This is a genomic window from Paenibacillus chibensis, assembly GCF_004001045.1.
In the GTDB taxonomy this organism is placed as follows: domain Bacteria; phylum Bacillota; class Bacilli; order Paenibacillales; family Paenibacillaceae; genus Paenibacillus_AQ; species Paenibacillus_AQ chibensis.
Window position 1 is genome coordinate 57,849 of sequence record NZ_BIMK01000039.1, and the last position, 6,982, is coordinate 64,830.

Sequence of the window (6,982 nt, forward strand, 5' to 3'; positions counted from 1 at the left end):
AATACGGAAATTTGTCTTTTTTTGTCGATCGCTCAGAAAATTGGCATTATTTTAATTTTACCATTTAATAAGTTTTATCGTAAAGTATTTGCAAAAAGTTTACACTCACACGTATAAAGGGATTGACCCGCCGCTTAGGTACAAGCAGCGAGGCAATCCCTTTTCAAATTAATGTTTGTTTAAAGCTTTTCTTACTTTAAATCACGAGTTCGCCGAAACGTTATCGTTCTTTTTTACGGTCAGTCCGCCATTCTCTTCATCGATGACCAGCGAGTCTCCTTTGGCGACATTCCCGGTCAGAAGCTCTTCGGACAAGCGGTCCTCGATATGCTTCTGAATCGCCCGGCGAAGCGGACGGGCACCGAAGGCAGGATCATAACCTTCCTTGGCCAAGAAATCCTTGGCTTTGTCGGTCAGCGTAAAGTCCACATCGTATTCACGCAGGCGTTTACGCAGCTCCTCGGACATCAAGGTGACGATCTCGGCGATATGCTTTTCTTCCAGCGAGTGGAAGACGATAATTTCGTCGATCCGGTTCAGGAACTCCGGACGGAAGCTTTTCTTCAGCTCGCCCATTACCTTATCCTTCATATTATTATAATCGGCCCCGGCATCAGCTACAGCGGTAAAGCCCAAAGTGGAATTCCGCTTGATGGCTTCCGCGCCGACGTTCGAGGTCAGAATGATCAGCGTATTGCGGAAGTCGACCACGCGTCCTTTGGAGTCGGTCAACCGTCCGTCTTCCAGCACTTGAAGCAGGATGTTGAATACTTCCGGATGCGCTTTTTCGATCTCATCCAGCAGGACAACCGAATACGGCTTGCGGCGTACCTTTTCGGTTAGCTGGCCGCCTTCTTCATAACCGACGTATCCCGGAGGCGCTCCGACCAGTCTCGATGTGGAGTGCTTCTCCATGTACTCGGACATGTCGATGCGGATGACCGCATTTTCGTCGCCGAACATAGCTTCCGCAAGTGCACGGGCGAGCTCGGTTTTACCTACGCCGGTAGGTCCAAGGAAAATAAACGAGCCAATCGGGCGCTTCGGATCCTTCAGACCGGCACGGGAACGACGGACAGCACGGCTGACGGCTTTGACGGCCTCTTCCTGGCCGATCACGCGTTCATGCAGGATATTCTCCATATTGAGCAGGCGCTCGGTTTCCTCTTCCTTCAGCTTGCGTACCGGGATGCCGGTCCAGCTGGCCACGACCTGGGCGATATCCTCAGGCGTGACTTCGGAATCGGTGCGACCCTGTTTTTCTTTCCATTGGTTCTTCGTAATCTCAAGCTCTTCGCGGATCTTTTGCTCGGTATCGCGGAGCGCAGCCGCCTTTTCAAATTCCTGGCTTTGCACGGCCGAATCCTTTTCCTTGCGGATATCTTCGAGTCGGCTTTCCAGTTCTTTCAGATTTGGCGGTATCGTATACGTATGAAGCCTTACCTTGGAGCCCGCTTCATCAATCAGGTCGATTGCTTTATCCGGAAGGAACCGGTCCGAAATATAACGGTCGGACAGCTTCACGGCTTCGACGATCGCTTCATCGGTAATTTTCACGCGGTGATGCGCCTCATAACGGTCACGCAGTCCGAACAGGATCTGAACTGCCTCTTCCGGAGAAGGCTGATCCACCGTGATCGGTTGGAAACGGCGTTCCAGAGCGGCATCTTTTTCAATATATTTGCGGTACTCATCCAGTGTCGTGGCACCAATGCACTGCAGCTCGCCGCGGGCCAGGGATGGCTTCAGAATATTCGAAGCGTCGATGGCGCCTTCCGCACCGCCTGCCCCGATCAGCGTGTGCAGCTCATCGATGAACAGGATGATGTTGCCGGCTTGGCGGATCTCATCCATAATTTTTTTCAACCGGTCCTCGAATTCGCCGCGGTATTTCGTTCCTGCGACTACCGAGCCCATATCCAGCGTCATGACGCGCTTATCGCGCAGCGTCTCCGGAATCTCGTTGTTGATGATTTTTTGGGCAAGACCTTCCGCAATCGCGGTTTTACCTACCCCGGGCTCACCGATCAGAACCGGATTGTTTTTCGTACGGCGGCTCAGCACTTGAATGACACGCTCAATTTCTTTACTGCGTCCAATGACCGGGTCCAGGTTGCTCTCTTTAGCCGCCGCCGTCAGATCACGCGCAAGACTATCCAGCGTCGGCGTGCTGACGTTCGCTTGAGAACCATGATGGCTGGATACCGCCTCGCTGCTTCCCAGCAGCTGCAGCACTTGCTGGCGCGCCTTGTTAAGGCTAATGCCCAAATTGTTAAGTACACGCGCTGCGACTCCTTCACCTTCACGGATCAGGCCGAGCAAAATATGTTCTGTGCCCACATAGGTATGACCCAGCTTGCGGGCTTCATCCATCGACAATTCAATCACTTTTTTGGCACGCGGAGTGTATGCGATATTGGTCGGCTGCTCCTGACCTCTGCCGATGAGCGTTTCCACTTCGTCCTGGATTTTTTCAAGTCCGAGTCCGAGACCGATCAAAGCCTTCGCGGCAATGCCGTCTCCCTCGCGGATCAGTCCAAGCAAAATATGCTCCGTACCGATGTTGTTGTGGCCCAAACGAACTGCTTCCTCTTGTGCCAATGCCAGCACTTTCTGAGCGCGTTCCGTAAATCTTCCGAACATCATTCTCCTGCACCTCCATGAGTTTGAAATCTTAATTGGTCTCCATGTTGATTCTTCTTAGCGCGATCGCTTCTGCGTTCACGTATCAATCTTATTATTCATGAATCTAAAGCAAAGCTCAGGCTTTCGCCAGGGTCTCGCGAATCAACCTTGCCCGGTAAATGTCACGTTCCTCGCTGTTCATGTCGTGGCCGTATTTTTTCTGCAAAAAGCCTGGCTGCGTCATCACATTCAGTTCGTTCATTACCGGAATCGAAGGGCCCTGCACAATGCCGAGATCAATGCCCAGACGCACATCCGAGAGTCTCTGCCCTGCTTCTTTGGAATCCAGAACCTCCGCAAATGACAAAATGCCGTAAGACCGTTTGATCCGATCCGTAATGCGAAGGCGAGAGTCGTTCATTAAACGCGTGCGGGCATTTTTCTCATGCTCAATAATTTGCAGCACCACACTATGCAGGTTATCGATAATTTCATTCTCCGTCTGACCCAGCGTAATCTGGTTGGAGATCTGAAACAGGTTTCCTATTGCTTCGCTGCCTTCGCCGTAAATTCCTCTAACGGTCAGCCCCACTTGCGAAACAGCGGACAAAATACGGTTGATTTGCTGCGTCATGACGAGGGCAGGAAGATGCATCATAACCGATGCTCTAAGTCCTGTTCCTACATTGGTTGGGCAGCTGGTCAGATAGCCGCGCTTGTCGTCAAAAGCATAGTCCACCTCGGCCTCGAACAGATCGTCGATGGATGTCGCTTTTTCCCATGCCTCGCGCACCTGAAATCCCGGATACAGACATTGAATGCGAAGATGGTCCTCTTCGTTAATCATAATGCTGACGGATTCGTCCTCGCTGATCAGCACCGCCCCGTTTTGGGACTCGCTGGCCAGGCTGGGGCTGATTAAATGCTTCTCGACCAGAACCTTTTTGTCGAGCGGCTCGATGTCATCCAGTTTGATGGCATAAAAGGTTCCGATAGACTTCATATTCTGCTTCTCCGGCACAGGGGCCAGACGACTCAGCACTTCCTCCGACTGCTGGCGCGTCGCCAAAAGAGGAAAAGGCAAGTGCTGCAGGTTCCGCGCAATCCGCACCCGGCTGCTGATGACGATATCGGAGTCGTTTGCCGTCCCCCGCATCCATTCACTCAGCGCTTTTTCGGTAAATCGGAGATTGGGCATCCGCTATTCCTCCTCGCTTCAAGCGAACTTTACTGTCCTGCCATTTCTTTTTCAAGGTTTCTGATCTGGTCTCGCAGCTGTGCAGCTTCTTCAAATTCCTCCTGCTGAATCCGCTGCTGCAGTTCGAGCTTGAGATCATCGATTCTACGTTTTAATTGGATCCGGCCGCCGCTTCTTTTCGGCACTTTGCCGACATGCACGGTATTTCCATGCACTCTTTTGAAAAGAGGATCCAGACGGTCGCCAAAATATTTATAGCAGGAGCTGCAGCCGAAACGGCCGATTTTGCTGAACTGCGAATACGTCATGCCGCATTCCTCGCAGCGCTGGGATTGTGGTGCCTTAACGCTGCTGGCAGCCCCTTTTCCCGCCGTTTCAAAATCAAGCAGCCCTGATAACAGGCTGTGTATGGAAAATCCGCCCGAAGTGCCGGGAAGCATTTCCCCTTTTTCCCTCGCGCAGGTTTCACAAATATGGAACTCGTTTTTCTCGCCGTTTACGATTTTGGTAAAATGCAGTGTCGCGGGTCTCTTCCCGCATTCTTGACATAGCATATCGATGTCCCTCCTTTTCTCCGCAGACTATTTGCCTAGCAAAGAAATCAGCATCGCCTTCATGATTCTCGCCCGGATCTCGTCGCGGTAAGGCAATTTGACAGCCAAAACCTCCCTGGAAATCGCAGCCCGCATCATATTCGCTTCCCGTTTGCTTAGAAAACGGGCTTCTTCGAGCTGATAAATCAGCCCTTCGGCGACATTCTGCTCGATCATGCTGCCGATCGTCGTATGCAGATGCGTATGAAGCGCTGAATATTGCGGGAGATCAATGCGCTGAATCCGGATGTAACCGCCGCCTCCGCGCTTGCTCTCCACGAGATAGCCCTTCTCCAGCGTGAATCTTGTGCTTATTACATAATTGATCTGGGACGGCACGCACGAAAACTGGTCCGCCAGATCATTACGCTGTATTTCAATCAATCCTTCGGGACTTTCATGCAAAATACCCTTGAGATATTGTTCAATAACATCAGAGATATTACGCATCATTTTTCCTCCACTTATATTGCTGCTAAGAAAGCAGGTTACCTCCCATTCAACAACGCACTCCGGTAAAGAGCCCCATGTATTCCATGAAATCGACGAGCATCTTTAATATGCTTTGCCCAGAGCAGCTACTCTTTATGTAGTCCATTTCATAGCTGTACCAGGTTGTATGTCCGCCGGACAGAAAACATGCCGATACCCTTAAAATTAACCAAAGTTGCCAAGTGCGAACCGAAATAAAAGTATACAAACATGGGCCGCCGGTAACCCCGCAGCTTCTGCTTTGTTTTTAGTGTAACATCAGGTAAATCAGATCATGCATCGCCAGTTTGGTTCTCAAGTTATTCCAAATTTGATCGTCAACTGACTTTGACTTTCTTTGACTATATTATAACACATTCTCATGTTTTGCCAAGGGGGAAGCTGCACTTTTATCATTTTTGACCTTTTTACCTGATTTCATCCCCTGTGAGTGCGAGAAAGTCGCTTCTACCCTAATATATATCACAAAAAGCCCCTGTGCCATGAAAGGCCAAGGGGCTCACGCAGATCAGAAGTAATCCAGCAAAAAGGTATGCCCTGAAGGTATCGCCTGCTCAAGGCGGGCTATGGCAGCTGCATCACCGGTCAGTCTTCCCAGTCTCCACAGCTCTGTTGGGCGCTTGTAGCCCAGCATCAGCGTCGTAAGCGTCTGAATATCACACTGGATATCCGCACTCGACTGCAGCCCGGCTGCTTCTACCGAAGCCTTGCCATCAGGCGAAAGCGTCCACTTCCATATGCCTTCGTTCCATGGGGCATGAGCATCGGATAAGCTTACCGTCCAGGATTGCTCCTCGCCGCTTCCGTGGAATGCGTAGGCTTGGACAAAGCTTGCAGCATTTACGATCCTCGCCATCCCATAAGGTACAATCTCCTGCGTAATTCGCGGATCTGCGAGCGTATAGGTCAGTGCATCATCCGCAGGCATTTGAGCCAGAACCGTCTGCGTTACCATCGAATCATGATTGCTGATAAACGTCCATAAAGCTTTGCGGGATTCCTCGGTCAGCCAGACAAATTCCTCCACTAACAACTCCTTTTTCGCCGCTTTATAGAGCAGGTAACCTTGCGGTTCGCCGGAAGTAGAATAATAAACGGCAGTATGACCATCATCGTCCAAAATGGAGTGCTTCCACCGTTCCTCGCTCCGGAGCATCATACCGTTATAGTTTATGGCGTAAGCCTCGTATATCTGATTTAAGGTCGCAATGTCAGCCGTGTCCCGACGAACCTCACCCTCCGTCATTTCTTTTGACGGCAGCTTATCGGTTGGTATGACGTATTTTTTGTAATCGCCGAACATTTCAAAACCGAACTTACGGTAAAAGGGAAATGAAAAGGGATGCAGCATCGAGATGAGCTTGCCCGACTCATTCATTATTTTCAGCGAATGCGTGAGAAGCTGTTTTACGAAGCCTTGCCGGCGGTATTCCGGCCAAGTGGCAACTCCCCCGATTCCCGCCATCGGCATGCGCTGCCCATTCACAAAAATATCGGCATGAAGCAGTCCGAGCTTAGCGGTTAGACGGCCCTCTTCGTCAAATGCGCCCCAAATGTTCTCCGGCTTAAAACGCATCTTGGCGTCAGCCTTCTCTTCTGCCGACAACCGGTATTGGAAAGCATATTCGCCAAGCTTCATCATCGCATCGAACTCTTCAGCTCGCAGTGTTCTGATCTCCAATCTCTTCACCTCGCTTATGTATTTACAAGAAAATTGCAAACTGGCTATTTCACTTATGGCTCATTCTGTGGATACAAGTCGAGTATGGCAAAGGGTAGAGTCAAAGTCAATGAATTACCCACAGGCAGGGCTTGCCGAATAATAAAAATCAATGGAAAGGGTCTATAGCCTGTGAATGATGGGGATGAATATGTGAATTTGTGGACGGATTTTTGCGAATACGAAGAAAAGTCAAGGTAAGGCTGTTAGCGAAGTGTATATCTTTGTGCACAAGTGCGAAGTTCAAACGGGGATATCGACGTTTCTGTGGATGATATCCTGTGAAATGCCATTCATCCACAACCGATATCGATCATTTTAACGATAAAAAAACCACCGTCGATTGTTATCAAC

General features: G+C 50.2%; 5 protein-coding genes. All 5 read right to left on the reverse strand.

The genetic code is table 11. The features are described from left to right. Nucleotides 1-201 precede the first annotated feature (201 nt). The 5 genes from clpC to PCH05_RS23765 all read right to left on the reverse strand — a co-directional run bounded on the left by clpC (nucleotide 202) and on the right by PCH05_RS23765 (nucleotide 6,589). Nucleotides 202-2,646, reverse strand: coding sequence for an ATP-dependent protease ATP-binding subunit ClpC (gene clpC / locus PCH05_RS23745; RefSeq protein WP_127606582.1), 2,445 nt, complete (start codon nucleotides 2,644-2,646; stop codon nucleotides 202-204). Between the two features lie 115 nt (nucleotides 2,647-2,761). Continuing rightward, complete coding sequence (mcsB, locus tag PCH05_RS23750; RefSeq protein ID WP_127606584.1) at nucleotides 2,762-3,823, reverse strand: protein-arginine kinase McsB; 1,062 nt, start codon at nucleotides 3,821-3,823, stop codon at nucleotides 2,762-2,764. A 29-nt stretch (nucleotides 3,824-3,852) separates the two neighbouring features. Then, a complete protein-coding gene (gene mcsA, locus PCH05_RS23755; protein ID WP_127606586.1) occupies nucleotides 3,853-4,377 on the reverse strand; it encodes a protein-arginine kinase activator protein McsA in 525 nt (174 codons plus the stop codon). A 27-nt stretch (nucleotides 4,378-4,404) separates the two neighbouring features. Beyond that, nucleotides 4,405-4,866 (reverse strand): CtsR family transcriptional regulator, encoded by a 462-nt coding sequence (locus PCH05_RS23760; RefSeq protein ID WP_127606588.1) that lies wholly within the window; start codon nucleotides 4,864-4,866, stop codon nucleotides 4,405-4,407. 550 nt (nucleotides 4,867-5,416) lie between these two features. Then, nucleotides 5,417-6,589 carry a GNAT family N-acetyltransferase gene (locus PCH05_RS23765; protein ID WP_127606590.1) on the reverse strand — a complete coding sequence of 391 codons (1,173 nt, stop codon included), beginning with the start codon at nucleotides 6,587-6,589 and terminating at the stop codon, nucleotides 5,417-5,419. Nucleotides 6,590-6,982 lie beyond the last annotated feature (393 nt).

Coding starts and splice junctions, on each gene's coding strand:
- mcsA (WP_127606586.1), bottom strand. CDS start 4,377: ATGCTATGTCAAGAATGCGGGAAGAGACCCGCGACACTGCATTTTACC.
- clpC (WP_127606582.1), bottom strand. CDS start 2,646: ATGATGTTCGGAAGATTTACGGAACGCGCTCAGAAAGTGCTGGCATTG.
- PCH05_RS23760 (WP_127606588.1), bottom strand. CDS start 4,866: ATGCGTAATATCTCTGATGTTATTGAACAATATCTCAAGGGTATTTTG.
- mcsB (WP_127606584.1), bottom strand. CDS start 3,823: ATGCCCAATCTCCGATTTACCGAAAAAGCGCTGAGTGAATGGATGCGG.